The sequence below is a fragment of the Pantoea ananatis LMG 2665 genome, assembly GCF_000710035.2.
Classification (GTDB): Bacteria; Pseudomonadota; Gammaproteobacteria; order Enterobacterales; family Enterobacteriaceae; genus Pantoea; species Pantoea ananatis.
This window is the reverse complement of sequence record NZ_JMJJ01000005.1, coordinates 282,050-303,298: the sequence shown is the minus strand read 5'-3', so window position 1 is coordinate 303,298 and position 21,249 is coordinate 282,050. Positions and strand designations below refer to the sequence as shown.

Here is a 21,249-nt window from a genome sequence, read left to right as displayed (position 1 = left end):
CTTAACGGCTCAGACGACGCATACGCTCTGACGGCGTAATGATATCGGTGATGCGAACGCCATATTTATCGTTGACCACGACGACTTCACCCTGTGCGATCAAATAACCGTTGATCAGGATGTCCAGCGGTTCACCCGCCAGCCCATCCAGGGAAACAACGGAGCCCTGCGTCAGACGCAGCAGTTCTTTAATGGTCATTTTGGTGCGGCCAAGCTCGACGGTGAGCTTCACCGGGATATCCATAATCAGGTCGATATCCTGCAACGAACCTGACGCATTACTCGTTTCAAAGCTTTTAAAAACGTCATCACTCTGTGAGGCAGTCGTAGCGGAGCCAACCTGCTCATTCATTGCTTCAGCCCACAGATCGTCCGCAGAGATAGTATCATCGGACGGTTTCTTGCTGTCAGTCATGGGGCTGTTCCTCGTTAAGCGAATTCAAAATCGGGTTAATCAAATGTTCAACACGCAGGGCATACTGGCCGTTAAGCGTGCCATACTGACTGGTTAAAACGGGCACACCGTCCACATGGGCAATAATGCGCTCTGGCTTTTCAATCGGCAGGACATCACCGGGTTTCAGCTGTAAAACGCGCGACAGGCGCAGCGACGTTTCGGCGAAATGGGCAATCAGTTCCAGCTCAGAGTGCTGAACCTGCTTCACCAGATTGTCGCGCCAGTGTGTATCTTCTGACCGCGAGTTTTCCAGCGGTGGATTCACCAGCATTTCACGCAGCGGTTCAATCATCGAAAACGGAATACAGATGTTGAACTCACCCACAAGGTTACCGATTTCAACCTGGAAAGGCGTATTCACAACAATATCGTTAGGTGATGTGGTGATGTTGGTGAATTTCACCTGCATTTCCGAACGCACATACTCCACATCCAACGGATAAATGGCTTTCCACGCATCGCTGTATCCGTCAAGCGCCAGCTTCAGCATGCGGCGAATGACACGTTGCTCGGTATGGGTAAACTCCCGTCCTTCAACTTTAGTCGGAAAGCGGCCATCACCGCCAAAAAGGTTATCGACCGCAATAAACACCAGGCTTGGCGAAAACACGACTAATGCCGTACCGCGCAGGGGCTTCAGATGGATCAGGTTCAGGTTGGTTGGCACCGGCAGATTGCGTGCAAACTCATGGTAAGGCTGAATCTTGATCGCGCCTACGCTGATATCCGGGCTACGACGCAGCAGGTTAAACAGCGCCATACGGAAACTACGGGCAAAACGCTCGTTAATAATTTCCAGCGCCTGCAGACGCTCGCGCACCACGCGACGCTGGGTATTCGGATCATAAGGGCGAATATCGCCCTCAGGTCCGTTTTGTTTCTTTTCTTCTTCCGCGCTGCCGCTGTCGCCGTTAAGTAGCGCGTCAATTTCAGCCTGGGAGAGAATGCTGTCGCCCATTGATTCACCTCAAAATGAAGGCAGTAAACAGTACGTCGTCTACGACCTGCGGAGGTTGACCTTTTACCAGTGGTGGTGCCAGCGCCTGTTTGATTTGATCAACAAGCGCTTGCTTTCCTTGCTCCGTCGCCAGTGCAGCTGCGTTCTGACGAGACAGCAGCAGTAACAGACGACTGCGAACCTCAGGCAGGTAGTCACTCATCCGACGACGCGTTTCTTCATCCGGCAGACGTAGCGTAAAGCCTACGTACAGTACGCGGTCTGGGTCGTTGTCGGGATTGACCAGGTTAACCGTAAATGTATCAAGTGCAAAAAAGACCGGGGCGGGAGGCGGTTCAACTTTCGCGACCTCCGGCTTATCACCCTCATGTTTATTCATCATTCGCCAGACTGCATAGCCTGCCACGCTGCAAGCGGCCAGCGCGACAATCAGTAACACTGGTATTAAAAGTTTTCGTTTGCGGCCTTTGGCTTTCGCGTTATCAGACATTTTTGCAGTAACTTCCTGTGAATTATGGGCAAGCCTCTCGGCTTGCCTGAACAGATTATCGCGTGTCTTAAGTCAAACAATGGCAAGAAAAGACACGGGTTTTACGCTTACCTTCAGCGTTTGTCGCTGTCAGGCAAATGTGTCGACTGCGCCTTTGCCGGTTAACCGGGCCTGAAGAGACTGCGGTACGGCAATGGGTGTAATGTCGCTATCACTGTCCTGGGTGAGGGAGAAGCTGCCGTGCTGTCCGTCGCGACGCGCCTCCTGTTGCTGCTGGAAGCTCTGTCCCTGCGAGAAACTCTCACTGCTTACCTGACTCTCACCCAGGTTAATCCCGCTTTCCGCCAGGGCATGACGCAACTGGGGAAGCGCAGCTTCCAGCGCGGCCCTGACATGGCTATGGCTGGAAACCATATTTAACTGTGCCTGATCGTTATTCAGTTTCAGGCTGATCTGAATCGCCCCCAGGTCTTCAGGATGCAATCGCAGCTCTGCATTCTGCTGGCCATTACGGCTGAACATCACAATTTGCTGCCCCAGTGCCTGCTGCCATTCGTTGCTGCCCAGGTGGGCATTCAGCGTCGGCGTTGACGGTGAGTTCATCGTCGCTGAGGCGCCAGATGACTGCAGCAAGCTACTGGTACTGCTCACCGGCGCGCTGAGAATGGCCTGGTTATCGCTGGCTGCCGCTAACGGACGATCGTCCTGCTTACTGACGCTGCTCAGTATCTGCTGAAAACTGCCGTCGGTGGTCAGAGCCGCAGGCGTCACCGCGGTGTTATGACTTGTCGCGGCGGTTGGGCCGGTCACGCTCTGGCTAACCAGACTGGCTTTATTGGCCAGGTTGCCGTCCTGCACCTTCGTGTTTTGGCTCTCTTTGCCATCACCTGTTAGTGCCGTAGTGACCGCCTGCGTCAGCGCTGACAGCGCTGAACGGGGCGCATCCCCTTGCAAATCCGCACCACGGTTCGCTGCGTTGTCTTTCACCGCCTGCTGCAGTCCCGTCGCGGGTAGCATGGCAAAGAGCGCCTGTATATTCTGCATGTCGCTATTGTTAAGGGCGGTGGCTGTCAGCTCATCTTTATCATCGGCTGATTTTGTGCCGGCTTTAATCTTTTCCGGTGTAAACAACGCACTAAGCGCAGTCGGCGTTTCCAGCGAAGAGAGTAATGCATTCAACGAGGTGGCCGTTTTATGCTCCGTCTCTGTTGTGACATTTTTATCTGTAGCCGCAGGGGTTTTACCGTGCAGCTTCGCCAGGGAAAGCAGCTGATTTCCCAGGGCGGTGATAAAGTCCTGTGGCAGCGTCTCACCACTGCTTAACAGGTCTGTGGTGCCTGATGTGTCAGCAGTGCCGATGGCTTTCGTCGTCAACGCGGTGTTTGGCAGCGTAATCATTCGCCTTTCCTCAGTGCGGCCCGTTGGGCAAATTCATCCATCCGTTTCTGGTCGAGACGGTTTTCTTGTCGTAATGCATTTTCCTCTGCCCGGGTGATCAGAGTTTGATAGGCGTTCAGGCGCTGCTGTTTCTCACGCCAGTTGACCAGCGCCTGTTCCAGCCGTTGGTTCCATTGCTGTAGCTGGCTGCGGTGTTGCTCAATCGCCTTCTCCAGCGTCTGGATAAACTGGTGATAGTTGGTCCAGCGATTGCTGGCAATTCCGCTGGACATGTCACTGTTCAGCTTATTGCGGTACTCGTCCTGGTAATCGAGCAACATGGAGAGCTGCTCGTTAGCCGCCTGCTGACCCCGGCGCATATCGCCCAACAACACGGCGGCGCGCTCCAGGTCCTGCTCCGCTAAATCGCGAAGCGTGTCAATAGCATTGGCTGTTTTCATTACGATGTCCTCGTATCAAACGCGCTGACTAGCCAAACAAGGCGTGCAAATGCAGGCAGGCGTCGTCGTACTCACTGCGTTCAAAAATGCCTTGTTGCAGGAAGGCTTCCATCTGCGGGTAAAGCTGAATAGCTTTGTCCAGCATGGGATCGCTGCCTGCGGCATAGGCGCCGACGCTGACCAGGTCACGGTTGCGCTGAAAACTTGAAAGCAACTGCTTGAACTGGCGTACGCGTGCATAGTGATTTTCATCAATCAGTGATGTCATGGCACGACTGATTGACGCTTCAATATCAATAGCCGGATAGTGTCCGGCCTCCGCGAGGCGACGTGACAACACGATGTGTCCGTCGAGGATTGCGCGGGCAGAGTCTGCAATCGGATCCTGCTGGTCGTCGCCTTCGGTCAGAACGGTATAAAAAGCCGTAATGGAGCCGCCGCCATCGATACCGTTACCGGCGCGCTCAACCAGGGCCGGGAGCTTAGCGAAAACAGACGGTGGATAACCTTTAGTGGCCGGTGGCTCACCGATTGCCAGGGCAATCTCACGCTGGGCCATGGCGTAACGCGTCAGGGAGTCCATGATTAACAGGACGTGCTTACCGCGATCGCGGAAGTCTTCTGCAATACGTGTGGCATAGGCTGCGCCCTGAAGACGCAACAGCGGGGAGACATCGGCCGGCGCCGCAATCACCACGGAACGGGCACGGCCTTCCGCGCCTAAAATGTTTTCAATAAAGTCTTTAACTTCACGACCACGCTCACCGATTAACCCGACAACGATCACATCGGCCTGGGTGTAACGCGCCATCATGCCGAGCAGCACGCTTTTACCCACGCCTGAACCGGCAAACAGGCCCATACGTTGACCACGGCCAACGGTGAGCAGGGCGTTGATAGCCCGAACGCCCGTATCCAGGACATCAGTGATGGGCGTGCGCTGTAAGGGGTTAAACGGCGGAGTATTTAGTGCCGCACGGTAGCCAGTTTCCGGTGACGGTAAGCCATCGAGCGGCCTTCCGCTGCCGTCAAGGACACGGCCCAGCAGTTGTGGTCCGAGTAAAAGCTGCTTTCCGGCCTGCGGGTTTTCACCGGTAGCCCGGGCATAAACGCGCGCCCCCGGCAGAATGCCGTCCACTTCTTCCAGCGGCATCATCAGCAGTTTCTGACCGTTGAAACCGACGACTTCACTTTCGATTTCGCTGATGCTCTTACCGTCGTTGCGCTCAATCACACAGGTTGAACCCAGGGGCAGCTGCAGGCCGGTCGCCTCCAGTACCAGGCCGGTGGCACGGGTCAAACGCCCATAACGACGAATCGGTTGTACCTGAGAAATACGACTCTCAAAGGCATCAAGCGAGCCAAGCCAGCGGTTCAGACGTGTGGTCATTAAAATTCTCCCGGCGCCGCCAGGCGACACAGTTCCTGCCAGCGAGTGGCGACGCTGGCGTCGAGATCGCCATCTTCGGCGCTGAGCTTGCAGCCGCCAGGGTGCAACGTGTTATCTGCCAGTAAACGCCAGCCGTGAAGATCGAGCGTCGGACCTAAGGTTTGTTCGATTCTCAGCAGATCGTCCGGATGAACGCGCAGTTGAGGTTTACCGCTAAACATCGGCTCCTGCTGAAGCAGGCCCTGGATCTGCCGAAGCAGGGCGCTGCCATCCACCGTTGTTGCCTGCCCAATGACTGAGCGCGCGGCTTCCAGCGCCAGCTGCATCAGACGGGCGGCGATCACGCTGTCCAAAGATTCCAGCGTGTTCTGGAATTCGGTGACCAACTGCTGCATGCGTGCCTGTAAAGGCGCCTGCTGCTGCTGTGCATCGGCCAGACCTTGCTGAAAACCCGCGTCGTAACCGGCCTTCTGGCCTTCAGCAAACCCCTGCAGATGACCTTCGCTATAGCCTTGCCCGTGCGCCTCTTTACGCAACTGCTGCTGCATATGTTCAAACTGCTGCTGTTGCTCATCTTCTTCAGATTCAAAGATGGTAACCTCGGCTGGCTCTGCTGACATGGCAACGGGCTCTTCTGGACGCCCCAGCTCAACCGGCTGCCACAGCTGCCATGGACGGGCAGAAAATGCATCAGACATAGGTTTCCTCGCCACCACCGATTACCATCTCGCCGGACTCTGCCAGGCGACGAACCACCAGCAGGATCGCTTTCTGTTCGTTCTCGACCGCAGACATACGCACCGGGCCACGGTTGGCAAGATCGTCGCGCAGAATATCTGCTGCACGTGCCGACATGTTTTTGAGGAACTTCTCGCGCAGAGGCTGCTCTGCACCTTTCAGGGCGATCAGCAACTGCTCGGACTCCACTTCCTGCAACAGACGCTGGATACTGCGATCGTCCACTTCCACCAGATTTTCGAACAGGAACATCTCGTCGATGATTTTCTGTGCCAGCTCGCCGTCGAAGTCGCGAACCGCTTCGATGACCGCTTCTTCCTGCTGCGTTTTCATCAGGTTGATGATTTCTGCCGCCGTTCTTACGCCGCCCATCTTCGCGCGCTTGAGGTTGGTGCCGTCGAGCAGGCTGTTCAGCACTTCGGTCAGTTCTGCCAGTGCGGCAGGCTGTACGCCACCAAAGGTCGCAATACGCAGCATGACGTCATGACGCAGGCGTTCATCAAACAGCGCCAGGATATCTGCAGCCTGACCGCGTTTGAGGTGTACCAGAATGGTCGCGATAATCTGGGGATGCTCGTCGCGAATAAGGTCGGCAGCCGCCTGCGGCTCCATGAAGTTGAGCGTTTCCATCCCGCTGGTGGTATCACGGGTTTCAAGGATATCTTCCAGCAGGCTTGAAGCACGTTCTTCACCCAGCGCACGGGTCAACACGGAGCGCAGGTAGTCGTTGGAGTTCAGGCTCAGCGCCGCGAACTGCTCGGCATCGGCTTCGAACTCTCGCAGCACTTCAGTCAGCTGCTTATGGGATACCTGACGCATGCTGGCCATTGCCGAGCTCAAATGCTGCACTTCGCGTTGGTTCAGATGCTTAAACACTTCCGCCGCGCGTTCTTCGCCAATGGTCATCATCAGAATGGCGCTTTTTTCAGTACCGGTCAGACTCATAGTTCGTTACCCATCCATTCACGAATAACCAGCGCCACGACGCGCGGATCGTTTTCAGACATGTCGCGGATACGCTGGCTCATGACTTCAGCGCTCATGCGGTTATTAGTTTTGCGTTCCTGCTCCATCTCATCTTTGCTGAGCTGGACGCTGTAAGCTTCCTGATCGTTTTGCTGTGCAGCACGGGCAGCCATCGCTTCTGCAGCCGCTTTCTCAGCTTCTTTCTTACGCAGTACGTGTGGACGAACCGTTTTGCGGTACAGGATGAAGGCAACCAGTGCCACCAGCAGCCACTTACCTGCACTTATCAGCTGGTCAAAGAAGGACTGCTGTTGCCAGAAGGGCAGTTCGCTGACAGTAGGTTCGGTGGTATTGAACTGCGAGTTCACCACGTTGACGCTGTCACCACGTTGTTGTGAATAGCCCATGGCTTCACGCGTCAGGTCTTCAATCTGCTTCAGCTGCTGCTCGTTAAGTGCAAGCGCTTTGCCTTTATCATCTTCGCGATAGTTCACCACCACGGCGACGGACAGACGCTGCACATCTCCCACATTCATTTTGGTATGGCGAATGGTGCGATCCAGCTCATAGTTCACTGTGTCATCGCGGCGAGAGTTGGTTGGCACGCTGCTGGCCGAGGCGGTACTGGTACGCTGGCCATTCGCGGCATTGTTCTGGCCATTCGCATTCTGCCCGTTGGCCGCGTTGGTGTTCGGCGCATTGACCGGCGCAGTATTCGCGGGCGCTGGCTGATTAGACAGCGCGCCAGGCACGCCGCCAGGATAAGGGCTGCCAGACTGCTCGCTGGTGCTTGTCTGCTGTGAGCGGATTGACGCATTTTTGGGGTCGCCATTTGGCTGATACTTCTCGTCTGTCTGCTCGCTGGTATCAAAGTTAATCTGCGCGGTAACCTGTGCATGCACGTTGCCCTGGCCCAGAATCGGATTCAGGATAGCTTCAATGCGTTGCTGATAACGGGCTTCCACTTCGGCAGCATATTTAAGTTGTGCGTCATTCAGGTCACGACCCACCGCATCAGAACGCGTTAACAGATGACCGCTCTGATCCACGACGGTGACGTTGCCCGGAGGTAAACCCGCCACGCTGCTGGAAACCATGTGGGTAATCGCCTGAATCTGACCCTCGTCCAGTGCGCGACCCGGTTGCAGCGTTAAGGTTACGGACGCAGAAGGGGCCTTTTGCTCACGCACAAACAGAGTAGGTTTAGGCATGGCCAGATGCACGCGTGCGGTTTTAACCGGTCCCAGTGATTCGATGGTACGTGCCAGCTCGCCTTCGAGGGCGCGCTGGTAGTTAACCTGCTCACTGAACTGGCTGATACCGAACTTCTCTTTATCCAGCAGCTCAAAGCCGACGTTGCCACCCTTAGGCAGGCCCTGTTCAGCCAGACGCAGACGCAGTTCATGCACTTTGTCTTCAGGGACCATCAATGCGCCACCGTTATCGGCAAAACGATAAGGTACATTCATCTGCGTCAACTGCGTGACAATGGCGCCGCCATCCTCGTTTGAGAGATTGCTGAACAGCACGCTGTAGTTAGGTGTCTTGGCCCAAAGGACCAATGCAAACACCACTGCAATAGCAGCGGCGGCGGCGACGATTAAAGGTATGCGTGGATTAGCACGCAGGCGAGCGAGAAGGTCACCGAAGCCTTTCTTGTCTTGATCTTGTGTGGCGGCTGCACTCGCATTCATGACCGATTCCTGCCTGACGTAATTGACCGGGTTAGTTGTGATGGCAAAACAGACTCCCTGACCTGCATAAATAAAATTTCCACTTCAATGCCTGGCATTATTTGATGAAACGCAAAATTCGATGGGTGAATAAGCCACGGTTTTTAGCGCCATTTAGGGGCTTTGTCTTATTGACAATGTGTTAACTTCTCCGCACATCAAAAATCTTCATCTCTTTTCAGTGAGGTAACAGCCATGTCAGTGCAGGCAATCGAGGGTGTTTTACAGCAGTTACAGATGACGTCGCTCCAGGCCAACAACAAGAGTAACGACGTCACCAGCCATATCGACTTCGGTGCGACCATGAAGGCCGCGCTGGATAAAATCAGCGAAACGCAGACTTCTGCACGCACCCAGGCGCAGGATTTCGAAATGGGTAAGCCCGGGATCGCGCTGAATGATGTGATGGTCGATCTGCAAAAATCATCCATCTCAATGCAGATGGGAATTCAGGTCAGGAACAAGCTGGTTTCGGCTTATACCGACATCATGAATATGCAGGTGTAGTCACGTCACTGACGGGGGAATATCAGGTTCGTGCAAGGTGGACTTTGGGTTGTGGTAGAGCCAGGGCAGAGTGCGTGTTTGTGATAGGGCATCCAGCGCTGCTTTTTCTTATCCTTATTCCTTATCCACGCCGTCATACACCTGATAACCCCTCAGTGAAGGAGTTTGCCGCGGCTGACTGGCCAACAAATTCAAAAGTGTAAAGCGATAAAAACAGACTGACCGACCCCTATACTGGCCACTAAGCCGGTTAACTCACGTCTGACAACCCGCCAAACGTACGCCTTAAAATTTATTGCCTCCGTAAGAAATAACCTTTATTTACATCACCCGTGTTATCGCAAAAAAAAGAATTTTTATCCTGACTGGAATTAACGCGCCTGAGTGAAAATAATTATCCTTCACAGGGTTTTGTTTAACTTTCATTTAAGTTACAAGCTATTTTTCAAGAGTGTCGCCGCGGTGTCTCGAACAGCAATATAAGGTTTGCTTCAGTTTTAATCCGATGGCATCGCTGAGAACAGAAAGATATTTTTCGATAATAAATAAGAAGGGTCGCGGCGGTACGAATGAAAAATGGCTTGGTTTATTTAAACTCCTTTCGATAAAAACGCCGTGTTAATGTGGGTGGCGGTATAGAGGTAAGGCTGTGAACATGTTGCCGCATCCCGCGGTGAAGGCACCTCTGGCAGGGCGTGATCAGCAAGCCAGACACGGCCTGTCAGCATAAAGTGAGAATGAGCAGGTTTATAAGAAATAATATCTGATTAAAAGATTTAACTTTATAAAAAAAGTGCTCCGCGTTAATGTAATATCCTTGTTCACCCATCCTTTGGTTAAAATGAAATACTTAATTCAAACTCTGCTCGCTAACTCAAATAGCGGGGAGCAGATTAAATATGAGATTTATTCTGACGTTCAAGGCTCTGACTCTTTAAGCAAGATCCCTGAAGGCACATGCAGGGTGATTTCATATAAGCTGGTCAAGGGCTCTATTCAGTTACTGGATGACGATCTGGATTTGCAGGCGTTATTTGATGCTAACCGACCGGCGCAGGGCGTGTTTTATCCAGATGGGCCTCACCGGGTTAATCTTGAAATGTTGGTGGACTACCTTCATAAACAATCCTGAGTGACGGCGAGCCGTATTTACTTAAAAAGGCGTGATGGCATGCTAACGGGATGTAAACACATCGTTGCGCTGTTTTTTGGCTTTGCAATCTAAATTGCATGCCTCACTCTTCGTGCATTTCCTGGCGATAAGGATTACGTCAGGCGAAGTTAAAAATGATACAGGTCTGTTACTGCAGGGACGATACGGATGTAAATACAGGGTATTCGATGACGTGCTTTTTAATGATGAGGCATTGATTGAGCAGGTAAAAGCATGCCCCGGCGCGGAACATGCTCGCGATAAAACCACTCAGGACGCTTTAAAAGGGTCTTTTTTATCATCCTGACTGTCATCATTTTTTCTCGGGACTTCCCCGTGATCTTTAGGTGCATCCTTAGCGGGATGATCGTCTTCCTCATAGGCATTGCCTGCATTAGGTGCCGCTTCGGGTAAACCTTTGCTGACATCGCCCTCATGTTTACGCTGTTCGTTACTGTGATGTGTATGCATGCTTCGCTCCTTTTTGAGTCTGTTAAGTCTAGTCCAGCTAAACCAGACCGTCACAATTCCCCTCAATCAGTGGGGCTCGCTCAAAAATGGGCACCCTTACTGATAGCGACTAAGCTTACGCATTGACGCTTTGCTTTCATGGTGCTTACTCATCCTACCGTTTTCCGCTCATGTCACTCACGCTAGTGAGTTCCGATTATTCCTAATGCAAAGTCGCTATATTGTTCTACCTTTAAATCTCCAGGCGACATTTTCATTGGATAAACAACCATAAGGAAACACAGCATGACTGATTCAATCGAAACCAAAAGCAAAACAGATTATCTGCGTGACGTGGCATCTCAGCTGAAAGAAATGCGTCACTATGCACAGACGAACACTGAGACGCTTTCTGCACATTGGTTAGCCTTTGACGCCGGCGAGTATAAAGATGAAGGAAACGCAGCCCGCATTGACGCGCTGCTGAACAAACAGGGTACGTTACTGGAAGATCTGGAGACGGCCATTCAGGATATCGAAATCGAAATTAACCACAGCGAGCAGGAGAGTTAAGCGATCTCCCGCTGACTGAGGCGGTGGCGGTTAACGGATTAATCAGCCACCAGCCAGAATTCTGCTTCATCAAACATCTCTTCCACGAGGCGCGCTATTGTCGCCTTCTCGTTCTTACTGAGATCGGTCTCTATCGCATTCCGCTCCATAGGCTTGACCTTAACCTCGATGTCAGGGAACACGCGATGCACCCGTTTCTCTAATTCTGCTAAAATCATCTCACGCGCTCCTGGCAGGCCCGCGACATTACGTTTATCGTAAATTAACTCTACAAACATGTTAACAATCCCTTAAGGGCAAAATCGCCTCGCCATTTTACTGTAAATAAAAACAGTATCAAGCTGATGTTTATCTTAATTCGTTTTTTCCGCGTCGCGTAGAAAAGCACCGTCATCTGGTTTACTCTGAGTGCGTTCACAACACTAAGTGCGCTCACTCACCAGGAGAAGTGCAATGCGACAATTGGTTATAGATATTCTGCTCAAACTAGCAAAAATGGATGTCGACGCTAAGGAACTGACTGCGCAGATAGAAGCACAGTCATTGTTGGTGGCAGCTTTATTGGTCCAGGCGAAACAAGATAACGCATTAACCATCTCCGAAACGGTTCAGGATGCGATAGTGACGGCTTCACGTTCATCATCTGAATTTATGCAGTCGGATATTGATTTACTGCTTACTCACATTAACCGGCTGCTGGCCGTCGCTAAGTATGTTGAAGTGAGAGGCAAAATGGCGCAGGAAGAGTAATGGCAAACGCTGGCGATAAGTGCGTTGTCTGTCGCCAGCGACGCCGGAAAAAAGGAGAGGCTCAGCGAACCCATCCTGATGGTTAACAGGGAGATGACATCAGCGGTATTTTCATTGTCCCGCTAAGACCTGCTCACTACAGTTCATTTTTAATACAGAATTCTTCCCAGCTCATTCCCAGTGATTCCGCATGCGATCTGAGATAACGTTCTATGGCCTCGGCAGCGACGGCTTTATCCGGCTCAGCCAGCTGGATCGAGAAAATCATACCATCAAGGTTCTTCTGGCGTAAAAAAGCCGCGTAGATGCGTTCAGCATGCCATTCACGTAGTTCACGCAGTGACATATTGGCGGCGCGGGCATCGCTCTCGGTGAGTTCGTCTAATGCTGCCTGGAAATCCGCGTGGGCGGTAAAAAACAGGGCGCGAGCCTCGGCGTAATAAGCTTCTGGAGTTTTCATTGCAGGTTTCCTGATAGGTAGTGCAGGGCGACAGTGTAGCCTGTTGCGTCTGGCTTGTCAGGCTAAGCGGTGCAGGATGAAAAACGGTCAGTTCGCGGTACTGATATTGATAAATGTTGCCCGTGCGCGATGAAAGCGTCAGAAAATGCAGTTTTACGCTTAGGGCAGCATTCAGATAGCTTGCGCACCTTACCGTAAAAATTATAACGTAGCCGCCATTGACCGGATTTTAGGGATTAAAAAATGAAAAACTGGATGCTGATTGCCACTCTGGCGCTGAGTGGCTGCGCACAAATCAATAGTTATGAGAGTGCGGTGCAAACGCCTGCTCCGGCAAATTTGCAGGGTAACTGGCAGACAGTAGGGCCACAAAGCGATCTGATTAGCGATAAGGCGATTGCCAGTCTGATCGTCAATGCCGATGGCAGCACTCTGGATTGCCGCCAGTGGCAGCGTGTCATTGCAAAACCAGGCAAGCTGACCCAACTCAATGGCGATTATGTCAATGTGACGCGTCAGGTGCGGGTGATGACGCTGGACGTCGATAACGGTGAGCTGGAATACGATGGTCTTACCCTGCGCAAGGTCGAAAAGCCGACCGTTGAATGCCAGAAAGCAGAGCAGGAAGTGGCAAAACAGCCTAATGCCGACGTTATTCAAAATATCGAGCCTGAAATTATGCGGCCGGCATTAGCAAAATAATTGGCTGAATGCGGTCCAGAGACCGCACTCAGCATAGTCACACGGGTGAATCAGTCAATCTGGTGGCGTTGGCAACCTCTGTTTATGCTTCAACAACCCAGACGCTCACGCTGCCACCATTACAGCTAAACAGCGCGCTGCCATTATCATCGGTGGTAATGGTCTCTGACTTATGCCCAAGATAGTCACGCCACACTTTTCCGGCATAGCCTTCACCCATCGCAATGTGTTTTTCTCCCGCCTCACCGTTTGACATGATCACCACGCAACCGGGCTTTTCCGCCGTGCCGCTTCGGCTAAAGGCTACACAGTTTGGATGATCGAAATAATCGGTTTGTGCGCCCCAGCCAAATAGCTGGCGGGCTCGGATCAGACCTTCGAGTTCGGGAATAACGGGCATATCGACCTGGTGAACGTCGCCATCACCGCCCTCATCCTGATAGCTGGCACCGAAAAGATCGGGATAGAACACTGTCGGTACACCTTGCTCACGTAACAGAATAAGCGCGTAAGCGAGCGGTTTAAACCAGGCTTCAACAGGGGCTTCCAGCGACTGTAACGGTTGCGTATCGTGGTTTGCGACGATGGTTACGGCATGCCAGGGATCGGCCAGAACCAGTGAGTTATCAAAGATTTTGCTCAAGTCGTAGGCGCTGCCCGCTTTGGAGGCCTGATGAAAGTTCATATGCAGGGGTGCATCAAAGAGCATCGTTTTGCCGTCAACCTGGTGGATATATTCCTGCAGTTTGTCGGTTTCAAAAGACCAGTATTCCGCCACGATAAATAAAGGTTCGTTGGCGACTTCCTGAACGTGGTCGATCCACGCTTTATAAAACCACGCCGGGATATGTTTTACGGCATCCAGTCGGAATCCGGTGCAGGGCACCTGTTCCATCACCCAGCGCGCCCAGTATTTAAGCTCTTCGCTCACAGCATTATTACGGAAGTCAATATTGGCACCCATCAGGTAATCGAAATTACCGAGCTCGCTGTCTACCTGGTCGTTCCAGCCCTCTGCGGTGTAATCGTTGATGATCTTAAAAACGCCATTTTCATCGGGGTTTTCAATATGATCGACACCGCTGAAACATTTATAGTCCCAGATGAATTTAGAATACTGTCCTGCCCGGGCAGGGAAGTTAAATCGTGTCCAGGCTTCACACTCTATAACATCAGGGTATATTTCATCGCGATTATCGGGATTAACCCGATTGACCCGAATCTGCTCTTTTTCGTCAGCGCCCATTTTATGGTTCACCACAACATCCAGCAGTACGCCGATATCGTGACTGCGTAACGCATTTACCGCATCCAGTAATTGCTGTTTATCACCGTATTTTGTGGCTTTACTGCCTTTTTGTTCGAACTCGCCTAAATCGAACAAATCATAGCTGTCATAACCCACCGAATAGCCACCGGATTCACCCTTATAACAGGGGGGGAGCCATACCATGTTGATGCCTATATCATTGAGCAGTGAGGCTTTTTCCGTAACTTCCGGCCACAGTTTGCTGCCATCGGGATAATACCAGTGGAAAAACTGCAATAGGGTTGGGTTGTGCATGACGCGTTTCCAGTCAGAGGAGAGGGAACTGGAAGTATGGGATAAGAGTGGAGAAATTACGCGGGTGAATTAAAAATATAGTTTCCACCCGCTAAAGCCGGGCTTTACTGCTCTTTAGGATAAAGAATATTGCCTGCCATATTACCGTAAGAGGTCATAATGTTCTGTTGCTGCGTTGACGTCGTGACCAGAGAGCGCAGCTCTTGCATGCGCTCACCTAATAAGGTTTTCAGCGTAGTTTCGTTATTGAGAATTTGCTCAAGTACGGGGCGAATCTGTGCCCGTTGTAACGCCGAAAGCACACCGGCATCGTTATCACGAGCCACACGCTCGACGCTGCTAACATAGGTGGATTCACAACTCAGTAATGCCTCCCATTGCCCTTGTCTGGCATTTTCCAGCATAGCATTACTGAGCGTGAGTAATTCCTGATACTCTTTTAGCAGCGCGAGTGGGTGACTCATTAAAACGTATCCTGCTGTGGCTGATAGTTAGGACCAATCTGTTTCCAGGCATCGGCGATGTTATTCAGCAAGCCTTCGACTTCTGCAATGGCTTCAACGTCATTATTGAGGTTGGCCTGTAACAAACGGCGGGTCATATATTCATACAGGTTATCAAGGTTGGCAGAAATCTCACCGCCTACTTCATGATTCAGGCCTGCACGTAAGCCATTAGTGATGATATTAATGGCTTTAGATAAGGCGTTTCCTTTACCCGGGATATCGCCTTGCTCAATTAAGATAGCTGCTTTTTTCATGGCGCTCAGCGCGCCATCAAACAGCATCACAACCAGCTGGTGCGGGCTGGCGCTTAACACCGCGCTCTCCACGCCGACCTGGGCATAGGCCTGGGTACCGGACTTAGCGTACATGCTTACCACTCCTGTTATAGTTTAGCGAACTGCTGGGTCAGATAGTTGCCGGTCTGCGTCATAGAGCTGACGAGCGTTGACAGGCTGGTGAACTGCGTTTTATAACGCGCCATCGTTGCAGCGATTTGGCTGTTCACATTGTCATATTGATCCGACAGCTTTTTCAGTGACGTATTAATGCCGTTGGTGGCATTTTGTACCTGTCCGTCGCTGGCCAGAATTTGTGTCAGCTTGTTATTGGTTTGGGTTGCAAAACCGGTGGTTTTACCGTCACCCGTCAAAAAGTTCAGAACATCTGTCGGCTGATTGGTCAGGGCGTTATTCAGCTTGGTGCTGTCTACGGTCAGCTTGCCGTTGACATCCTGCGTGATGCCGAGCTGTGACAGGGTGGTCAGGCTGCCGCCAGACTGTGCGCTGGATAACTGACTGCGCAGGCTGGTCTGAATATTACGCAGCGTGTTATCCCCTAACAAATCCCCATTGCCCGTACTCTGCGACTCACCCGCTTTAACGGCAGTGTATTTCGTTTGATTACCGATCGTGGTCTGCAGCGAATTGTACGCATCAACGTAGGCCTGAATCGCCGCGGTCATGGGCTGATTATCCGTGGCCACCGTTAAGGTTTCTGGCGTATTTGCTGCGGTGGTTTTCGTCAGGTTGAGCGTGACGCCTTCGGGGGCATCAGTAATGGTATTGCTGCTGCGTGTGATCGACACGCCGTTAATCTTTAACTGTGCATCTTTTGCGGCAACCTGTTCGGTCATCGCGTTACTGCTGCCGCCCTGACTGTAATTAATATACTGCGACAGACTGCCATCATTTGAGCTTACCGTCATGGCATTCGCCGTGCCGCTGTCACGCGCAGTCAGGGACAGATAATAGGTATTATCATCGGCTTTAATGATGCTCGCGTTGACGCTGCCTTGCTGCTTATTAATCGCATCGCGAATATCAGCCAGGCTGGTTTGATCCTTGGTCAGTGTCACGGTTAGCGGTGATTTTTGACCGGACTGCGAGATGGTAATGGTGCGTGAAGCCAGGCTCTGATCGCCCAGATCGGTATCTTTACTGGTGGCAGCTTTAGACAGCAGGGACTGAGAAGAGGCCAACTGGCTCACTTCTACAGAATAGTTACCTGCGGAGGCTTTACTCGCCAGCGTGGCAGTAAACGCGGTGTTTGTGCTGGTCACTTTAGTGGCGGCAATAGTCGATGCATTTTGCAATGCCGCAGCAGCAGTCTGGAATTTTGACAGGCCTGTTTTCACCACGCCCCAGGCGGTAAGCTGGGCATTGTAAGAGGACTGTTGCTTAGTAATTGGCGTCAGCTTAGTCTGTTCAGCTGTTTCCAGACTCGTGTACAGAGTATTGAGATCGAGGTTAGTACCAGCACCGAGTGAACTTATACTTGCCATGGGTTAATCCTTTACGGGTTATACGCTAAGTAGATTGGGTATCGGCAGCGAGTGGCAAAAGATTAGCCTGTTTTTGATAAATTTAATGCGCCAATAAAGGACGCTTCTTTAATTGTCTTCGCGGGTTTGCCTGCCAGAAAATTCCTGAAATTTTTCCCTAAAGGTTGCTCAGAGGCTGACGATAATCAGGTTGTCGGTGAGCAAACCGAATTCAGACGCCTTAATCTGGCTCAATTTTTAAAGGAAAAACATCATGGCAGTGATTAACACTAACACCCTGTCTCTGGTTACTCAGAACAACCTGAGCAAATCTCAGTCTTCACTGGGTACTGCGATTGAGCGCCTGTCTTCCGGCCTGCGCATCAACAGCGCGAAAGACGATGCAGCCGGTGAAGCGATCGCTAACCGCTTTACGTCTAACATCAACGGCCTGACCGTTGCTGCCCGCAACGCCAACGACGGTATCTCTCTGTCGCAGACCGCTGAAGGCGCGCTGACCGAAGTCAACAACAACCTGCAGCGCGTACGTGACCTGACCGTTCAGGCGCAGAACAGCTCTAACTCAGCGTCTGACATCGACTCGATTCAGGCTGAAGTTAACCAGCGTATGCAGGAAATCGACCGCGTCACCAAGCAGACCGACTTCAACGGCATCAAAGTACTGAACACCGGTTCAGGCAGCAGCACCTACAACTTCCAGGTTGGCGCCAAAGACGGTGAAACTATCGGTATCACCATCAGCGCAAGCGACGGTTTTGACCTGGCCGCTGCCGGTCAGTCTGGTACTACTCAGAACACCAGCGTGACGACTGGCCAGACCGTAAACGGTAACGCGCGTACCACTTCAGCGATCGGTTTCGACGTGCTGAAAGGTGCCGTCACCGGTGGTACTGGTGGTACTGCAGCAGGCACCACGCCGCTGGCCGACATTGATAAAGCGATCAAAGCGGTCGACAACCAGCGCAGCCTGCTGGGTGCGTCTCAGAACCGTTTTGAGTCCACCATCAGCAACCTGAACAACACCGTAACCAACCTGACCGCGGCCCGCAGCCGTATCCAGGATGCGGATTACGCAACGGAAGTGTCGAACATGTCCCGCGCGCAGATCCTGCAGCAGGCCGGTTCTTCTGTACTGGCCCAGGCCAACCAGGTTCCACAGACCATGCTGTCTCTGCTGCGTTAATCGCCGCAAAACCTGTATTAATAAAAACGCCCTCAGCAATGAGGGCGTTTTTTTTATTGCCGCGGCAGGTTGATCACAACCTCAACGGATTTAGGCGCGCGGTAAGGTATTGAACAGCGTTTTGAGGCTCTTTTTGTACGAAGCGATGTCCGCTTTAGCAGCACAGGCTTAGGTTTTTACGGCAAAGTAATAAAAAAACGACACGAAGAATTAAAGTTTCAACCAGAGCGGGCGATAACAATATTGAAGGCGACAAAGCCGCAGGCCAAATACCTGACCCTGACTTTCTTATTAAAGGACATTCATCATGGCAGTCATTAATACCAATACCCTGTCTCTGGTTACTCAGAACAACCTGAGCAAATCTCAGTCTTCACTGGGTACTGCGATTGAGCGTCTGTCTTCCGGCCTGCGTATTAACAGCGCAAAAGACGATGCAGCCGGCGAAGCGATCGCTAACCGCTTCAGCTCTAACATCAACGGCCTGACCGTTGCTGCCCGCAACGCCAACGACGGTATCTCTCTGTCGCAGACCGCTGAAGGCGCGCTGACCGAAGTCAACAACAACCTGCAGCGCGTACGTGACCTGACCGTTCAGGCACAGAACAGCTCTAACTCAGCGTCTGACATCGACTCGATTCAGGCTGAAGTTAACCAGCGTATGCAGGAAATCGACCGCGTCACCAAGCAGACCGACTTCAACGGCATCAAAGTGCTGAACACCGGTTCAGGCAGCAGCACCTACAACTTCCAGGTTGGCGCGAAAGACGGTGAAACCATCGGTATCACCATCAGCGCAAGCGACGGTTTTGACCTGGCCTCAGCCGGTCAGACTGGTACCACCCAGAACACCCGCGCAATGACCACGGGCGACACTGTAAACGGCAACGCGCGTACCACTTCAGCGATCGGTTTCGACGTGCTGAAAGGTGCCGTCACCGGTGGTACCGGTGGTGCAGCAGCAGGCACCACGCCGCTGGCCGACATTGATAAAGCGATCAAAGCGGTCGACAACCAGCGCAGCCTGCTGGGTGCGTCTCAGAACCGTTTTGAGTCCACCATCAGCAACCTGAACAACACCGTAACCAACCTGACCGCGGCCCGCAGCCGTATCCAGGATGCGGATTATGCAACGGAAGTGTCGAACATGTCCCGCGCGCAGATCCTGCAGCAGGCTGGTTCTTCTGTACTGGCCCAGGCCAACCAGGTTCCACAGACCATGCTGTCTCTGCTGCGTTAATCGCCGCAAAACCTGTATTAACAAAAACGCCTTCAGTTATGAAGGCGTTTTTCATTTGTGTCATATAAATATTCTTCTCAAACGTGTTTGCTCCCGTTTTGCTTTTCCCTCATCCATTGCTTTTTGTGTCGGACATTCATAGCCCAATGCGAAACAGCGCAATGGCCTTTATGTTGCTGATGAGGTTATTCAGCTACGCCTGAGATTCCATCTGAACAGGTTTTCCAACAGACGATTAAAAAAAACCGTGTCCTGCGTAAAGTTTTGCTCATGACGGGCGATAACAATATTGAAGGTGATGAAGCCGCAGGCCGAATCCAAACCCTGTAATTTTTATATAAAGGATAATTATTATGGCAGTTATTAATACCAATACCCTGTCTCTGGTTACTCAGAACAACCTGAGCAAATCTCAGTCTTCACTGGGTACTGCGATTGAGCGCCTGTCTTCCGGCCTGCGCATCAACAGCGCAAAAGACGATGCAGCCGGCGAAGCGATCGCTAACCGCTTCAGCTCTAACATCAACGGCCTGACCGTCGCTGCCCGCAACGCCAACGACGGTATCTCTCTGTCGCAGACCGCTGAAGGCGCGCTGACCGAAGTCAACAACAACCTGCAGCGCGTACGTGACCTGACCGTTCAGGCGCAGAACAGCTCTAACTCAGCGTCTGACATCGACTCGATTCAGGCTGAAGTTAACCAGCGTATGCAGGAAATCGACCGCGTCACCAAGCAGACCGACTTCAACGGCATCAAAGTGCTGAACACCGGTTCAGGCAGCAGCACCTACAACTTCCAGGTTGGCGCCAAAGACGGTGAAACCATCGGTATCACCATCAGCGCAAGCGACGGTTTTGACCTGGCCTCAGCCGGTCAGACTGGTACCACCCAGAACACCCGCGCAATGACCACGGGCGACACTGTAAACGGCAACGCGCGTACCACTTCAGCGATCGGTTTCGACGTACTGAAAGGTGCCGTTACCGGTGGTACTGGTGGTGCAGCAGCAGGCACCACGCCGCTGGCCGACATTGATAAAGCGATCAAAGCGGTCGACAACCAGCGCAGCCTGCTGGGTGCGTCTCAGAACCGTTTTGAGTCCACCATCAGCAACCTGAACAACACCGTAACCAACCTGACCGCGGCCCGCAGCCGTATCCAGGATGCGGATTACGCAACGGAAGTGTCGAACATGTCCCGCGCGCAGATCCTGCAGCAGGCCGGATCTTCTGTACTGGCCCAGGCCAACCAGGTTCCACAGACCATGCTGTCTCTGCTGCGTTAATCGCCGCAAAACCTGTATTAATAAAAACGCCCTCAGTGATGAGGGCGTTTTTTTATTGCCTGAAAACATGATGTCTTCATGGCTGTGGGTGAAAAAGTGAAACGCTTGCTTGAATGTTAGAGGGATTCATACGGCATTTCACGTCGGTGAGTCTCTGGCAGGTCAGCTCACAGCGTTGAGTATCGAACGCTGACGTAAGGGAATAGACAGAAATATGCTGCGTTGAGGGCCTGGGCTAAAACAGGTGCATATCCTGATGCTGATTCGTTCCTGAAAGTGGTTCTGGCAGGCACGGCTATGACATCTTGCGTTATATCCGTTCATGTTCAGGCCGACTGGCTTTTAAAAGGGAAGCGGTTTGACATGAGATGATGAATAGTAATTATTAACGCAATGTTATTATCACGCCTTTCTGGGAATGGATTATTGAAGATGGAATGCTGAAACAGGTTGCCCGAACAGGCACTGAGATATCACGATGTTTCTTTATTGCAGAAATAACATTTTGTCTCGGTGGTGGCATCA

24 protein-coding genes are annotated in these 21,249 nt (G+C 52.1%); 8 read left to right on the top strand and 16 right to left on the bottom strand.

Going from position 1 to position 21,249, the window contains the following annotated elements; translation table 11 throughout:
* Position 1: 1 nt before the first annotated feature.
* The 9 genes from fliN to fliF all read right to left on the bottom strand — a co-directional run bounded on the left by fliN (position 2) and on the right by fliF (position 8,531).
* Positions 2-415: a flagellar motor switch protein FliN gene (fliN, locus tag EL29_RS09345; RefSeq protein ID WP_013026182.1), complete on the bottom strand. Its 414-nt coding sequence runs from the start codon at positions 413-415 to the stop codon at positions 2-4.
* The gene (gene fliM / locus EL29_RS09340) at positions 408-1,415 is read right to left on the bottom strand and encodes a flagellar motor switch protein FliM (RefSeq protein WP_013026181.1); all 1,008 of its coding nucleotides are present in this window, start codon (positions 1,413-1,415) and stop codon (positions 408-410) included. The genes fliN and fliM overlap by 8 nt, the downstream gene beginning before the upstream one ends.
* 4 nt (positions 1,416-1,419) lie before the next feature.
* On the bottom strand, positions 1,420-1,905 hold the full coding sequence (gene fliL, locus EL29_RS09335) for a flagellar basal body-associated protein FliL (protein WP_013026180.1): 486 nt from the start codon (positions 1,903-1,905) through the stop codon (positions 1,420-1,422).
* Between the two features lie 129 nt (positions 1,906-2,034).
* Positions 2,035-3,303, bottom strand: a complete 1,269-nt coding sequence (locus EL29_RS09330; protein WP_014605564.1) for a flagellar hook-length control protein FliK — start codon at positions 3,301-3,303, stop codon at positions 2,035-2,037.
* Complete coding sequence (gene fliJ / locus EL29_RS09325) at positions 3,300-3,743, bottom strand: flagellar export protein FliJ (RefSeq protein ID WP_013026178.1); 444 nt, start codon at positions 3,741-3,743, stop codon at positions 3,300-3,302. The genes EL29_RS09330 and fliJ overlap by 4 nt, the downstream gene beginning before the upstream one ends.
* Before the next feature lie 28 nt (positions 3,744-3,771).
* On the bottom strand, positions 3,772-5,133 hold the full coding sequence (fliI, locus tag EL29_RS09320) for a flagellar protein export ATPase FliI (RefSeq protein ID WP_014593947.1): 1,362 nt from the start codon (positions 5,131-5,133) through the stop codon (positions 3,772-3,774).
* The gene (fliH, locus tag EL29_RS09315; protein WP_014593946.1) at positions 5,133-5,831 is read right to left on the bottom strand and encodes a flagellar assembly protein FliH; all 699 of its coding nucleotides are present in this window, start codon (positions 5,829-5,831) and stop codon (positions 5,133-5,135) included. The genes fliI and fliH overlap by 1 nt, the downstream gene beginning before the upstream one ends.
* Positions 5,824-6,816: a flagellar motor switch protein FliG gene (gene fliG, locus EL29_RS09310; protein ID WP_013026175.1), complete on the bottom strand. Its 993-nt coding sequence runs from the start codon at positions 6,814-6,816 to the stop codon at positions 5,824-5,826. The genes fliH and fliG overlap by 8 nt, the downstream gene beginning before the upstream one ends.
* Positions 6,813-8,531 (bottom strand): flagellar basal-body MS-ring/collar protein FliF, encoded by a 1,719-nt coding sequence (gene fliF, locus EL29_RS09305; protein WP_014593944.1) that lies wholly within the window; start codon positions 8,529-8,531, stop codon positions 6,813-6,815. The genes fliG and fliF overlap by 4 nt, the downstream gene beginning before the upstream one ends.
* A gap of 234 nt (positions 8,532-8,765) precedes the next feature.
* Here fliF and fliE point away from each other — a divergent pair, with 234 nt between their 5' ends.
* Complete coding sequence (fliE, locus tag EL29_RS09300) at positions 8,766-9,077, top strand: flagellar hook-basal body complex protein FliE (protein WP_013026173.1); 312 nt, start codon at positions 8,766-8,768, stop codon at positions 9,075-9,077.
* 964 nt (positions 9,078-10,041) lie between these two features.
* Positions 10,042-10,209, top strand: coding sequence for a hypothetical protein (locus tag EL29_RS09295; RefSeq protein ID WP_019106601.1), 168 nt, complete (start codon positions 10,042-10,044; stop codon positions 10,207-10,209).
* Between the two features lie 291 nt (positions 10,210-10,500).
* Here EL29_RS09295 and EL29_RS09290 read toward each other — a convergent pair whose 3' ends face one another.
* Entirely contained in the window at positions 10,501-10,701 is a 201-nt protein-coding gene (locus EL29_RS09290) for a hypothetical protein (RefSeq protein ID WP_013026171.1), read from the bottom strand.
* A 285-nt stretch (positions 10,702-10,986) separates the two neighbouring features.
* Between EL29_RS09290 and EL29_RS09285 the strand changes: the two genes are divergently transcribed.
* A complete protein-coding gene (locus EL29_RS09285; protein WP_013026170.1) occupies positions 10,987-11,253 on the top strand; it encodes a hypothetical protein in 267 nt (88 codons plus the stop codon).
* Between the two features lie 38 nt (positions 11,254-11,291).
* Here EL29_RS09285 and EL29_RS09280 read toward each other — a convergent pair whose 3' ends face one another.
* On the bottom strand, positions 11,292-11,531 hold the full coding sequence (locus EL29_RS09280; RefSeq protein ID WP_013026169.1) for a DinI-like family protein: 240 nt from the start codon (positions 11,529-11,531) through the stop codon (positions 11,292-11,294).
* Between the two features lie 175 nt (positions 11,532-11,706).
* Here EL29_RS09280 and iraP point away from each other — a divergent pair, with 175 nt between their 5' ends.
* Positions 11,707-12,003: an anti-adapter protein IraP gene (gene iraP / locus EL29_RS09275; protein WP_014605567.1), complete on the top strand. Its 297-nt coding sequence runs from the start codon at positions 11,707-11,709 to the stop codon at positions 12,001-12,003.
* Positions 12,004-12,139: 136 nt separating this feature from the next.
* On the opposite strand, the gene EL29_RS09270 is transcribed toward iraP, so the two are convergent.
* Positions 12,140-12,463 carry a DUF6388 family protein gene (locus EL29_RS09270; protein ID WP_014605568.1) on the bottom strand — a complete coding sequence of 108 codons (324 nt, stop codon included), beginning with the start codon at positions 12,461-12,463 and terminating at the stop codon, positions 12,140-12,142.
* A 243-nt stretch (positions 12,464-12,706) separates the two neighbouring features.
* Between EL29_RS09270 and yedD the strand changes: the two genes are divergently transcribed.
* The gene (gene yedD, locus EL29_RS09265; RefSeq protein ID WP_013026165.1) at positions 12,707-13,165 is read left to right on the top strand and encodes a lipoprotein YedD; all 459 of its coding nucleotides are present in this window, start codon (positions 12,707-12,709) and stop codon (positions 13,163-13,165) included.
* 82 nt (positions 13,166-13,247) lie between these two features.
* On the opposite strand, the gene amyA is transcribed toward yedD, so the two are convergent.
* From amyA to fliD, 4 genes are all read right to left on the bottom strand, one after another.
* Positions 13,248-14,729, bottom strand: coding sequence for an alpha-amylase (amyA, locus tag EL29_RS09260; protein ID WP_014593942.1), 1,482 nt, complete (start codon positions 14,727-14,729; stop codon positions 13,248-13,250).
* A 104-nt stretch (positions 14,730-14,833) separates the two neighbouring features.
* Positions 14,834-15,193, bottom strand: coding sequence for a flagellar protein FliT (fliT, locus tag EL29_RS09255; RefSeq protein ID WP_013026163.1), 360 nt, complete (start codon positions 15,191-15,193; stop codon positions 14,834-14,836).
* Positions 15,193-15,603, bottom strand: a complete 411-nt coding sequence (gene fliS / locus EL29_RS09250) for a flagellar export chaperone FliS (protein WP_014605569.1) — start codon at positions 15,601-15,603, stop codon at positions 15,193-15,195. Before fliS ends, fliT begins: the two co-directional genes overlap by 1 nt.
* A 14-nt stretch (positions 15,604-15,617) precedes the next feature.
* The gene (gene fliD, locus EL29_RS09245) at positions 15,618-17,015 is read right to left on the bottom strand and encodes a flagellar filament capping protein FliD (RefSeq protein ID WP_014593941.1); all 1,398 of its coding nucleotides are present in this window, start codon (positions 17,013-17,015) and stop codon (positions 15,618-15,620) included.
* Positions 17,016-17,268: 253 nt separating this feature from the next.
* Between fliD and EL29_RS09240 the strand changes: the two genes are divergently transcribed.
* The 3 genes from EL29_RS09240 (at position 17,269) to EL29_RS09230 (ending at position 20,724) form a co-directional block, all read left to right on the top strand.
* Entirely contained in the window at positions 17,269-18,198 is a 930-nt protein-coding gene (locus EL29_RS09240) for a flagellin N-terminal helical domain-containing protein (protein ID WP_014593940.1), read from the top strand.
* Between the two features lie 307 nt (positions 18,199-18,505).
* Entirely contained in the window at positions 18,506-19,438 is a 933-nt protein-coding gene (locus EL29_RS09235; protein WP_014593939.1) for a flagellin N-terminal helical domain-containing protein, read from the top strand.
* A 353-nt stretch (positions 19,439-19,791) separates the two neighbouring features.
* Complete coding sequence (locus EL29_RS09230) at positions 19,792-20,724, top strand: flagellin N-terminal helical domain-containing protein (RefSeq protein ID WP_014593939.1); 933 nt, start codon at positions 19,792-19,794, stop codon at positions 20,722-20,724.
* Positions 20,725-21,249 lie beyond the last annotated feature (525 nt).